Raw genomic sequence first — 1,696 nt, 5'->3', positions numbered from 1 at the left:
GGCGCGTCCGGCCCCGCGCGCGTGCCTCAGATCGCGAGCGGGTCCGCGCACACCGCCAGGTCGTGGACCGTCGCCGCGAAGCGGGGTGCCACCGCGCCGGGGCCGAGGACGTCACGGGCCGCCGTCAGCAGCGCGTTGCGCAGCCGCCCGTGCGCGGCGAGGTAGCCGAGCTGGGTGAGCGCCGCCGACTGCAGCGCCCGCGCCCGCCGCTCCACCGGCGCCGGGACGGCCGACGGGATCGCGCAGGCGCCGACCACCGGGTCCAGCAGCAGCACCGCCCGCGCGTAGTCCGGCACCGCGCCCCCGCCGCCACCGCCCCCGCCGTCGTACGCGCGCTGCGCCGCGTCCACCGCCCGCCGCGCGCCGTCCTGTTCGGAGCCGTACCGTTCCGTGCCGTCCCGGTGCGCGCCGTCCGCGGCCGCGAGCTGCGCCCGGGCGGTGACGGCCGGCCGGGCGGCGCCCAGGGCGGTGCCGGTCAGGCGCGCCCACACCTCACGCACGGTGCGGGAGGGGGTGTCCAGGTGGCCGGGGGTGGCGAGCAGCGGGGCGACGGCGCCCGCGTCGGGCAGGGTGCCGGCGGCGGCGCGGTGGGCGGCCAGCCATGCGGACACGTACGGGGCGCCCCACACCGGGTGCCCGTAGGCGCCGAGTCCGACCTCGGCCGGGGTGCCGAAGGCGGTGGTGGTGGCGTCCAGCAGTTCGGCGCGGGCCGGGCCGGGGGCGCCGAGCAGTCCGGCGCCGGCCAGGTACACGGCGCGGTGCGCGGGCAGGTAGAGGTTCAGTTCGGCGGGGGAGGCGTGCCCGCCCGCGGGCCGCAGGACCATCCGCACCCCGGCGGCCTCGACCGCGTACAGGCCCTCCTGCCAGGGGATCCCGGTCCAGGCGGGCCAGTGGGCCCGGGGCGTCGGGGCGGACAGCGGGCCGCCGACGGTGTCGGTGGGGGCGAGGAAGTCCGGCCGGCCGGTGGAGATGGTGCGGCCGAGGTCGGAGCCGGCCAGGGCGAGCGGGCCGATGCCGAGCCGGGTGCCGTAGGCGTAGTCGACCAGGCGGGCCTGCCGGGCGCCCTCGGTGACCTGGCGCAGCACCGCGTCGGCGAGGAACCCGTCGGGCGCGTACACCGCGAGGTCGGCGGGCGGTCCGGCGGGCGGGCCGGTGCGGGATCCGGTGAACAGCCCGCGCACGCCGCCGAAGTGGTCCACCCCGCTCTGGGTGTGGACCACGGCCCGCACCGGGCGGGTGTCCCCGGTGGTGGAGCGGTACAGGGCCAGGGCGGCGCGGGCCGTCTCGTACGAGCCGAGCGGGTCGATCACCAGCAGGGCGCGGGGGCCGGTGACGACGGTCAGGTTGGCGAGGTCGAAGCCGCGTACCTGGTAGAGGCCGTCGGCGACCCGGAACAGGCCCGAGGGGAGGGCGAGTAGGCCCTGGCGGCGCAGCGGCGCCGCCACCGGGGAGTCGGCGTCGGCGGGGGTGTCGGAGGTGTGGAAGTCGAAGGCGTGGAAGTGCCAGACCGCCTCCTCGCCGTCCAGGGACGGCAGGGCCCGGTAGGGCGGGGCGGCGAGCAGGCCGCGTTGGGCGTTCTCGAAGTCGGCCGGGGCGTCGGGGAGTTCCTTGGCGCCGGCCAGGTTCCGTCGCGTGACGTACGCGGTCGGCTCCATGGGCACGAAGGTGTCGGCCACGGGCTTGCCCTCCTCAAGGC

At 78.9% G+C, this 1,696-nt stretch carries 1 protein-coding gene; it reads right to left on the bottom strand.

All coding sequences use genetic code 11. The features are described 5' to 3' along the window. Positions 1 to 26: 26 nt before the first annotated feature. The coding region (locus ACFU7Z_RS39265) for a hypothetical protein (RefSeq protein WP_380782955.1) at positions 27 to 1,696 on the bottom strand (1,670 nt) is incomplete at its 5' end.

Origin of the sequence: Kitasatospora sp. NPDC057518, from assembly GCF_042802075.1 — a bacterium.
In the GTDB taxonomy this organism is placed as follows: domain Bacteria; phylum Actinomycetota; class Actinomycetes; order Streptomycetales; family Streptomycetaceae; genus Kitasatospora.
Note: the sequence above shows the minus strand (reverse complement) of the source record. Positions and strands in the feature narration are given on the sequence as shown.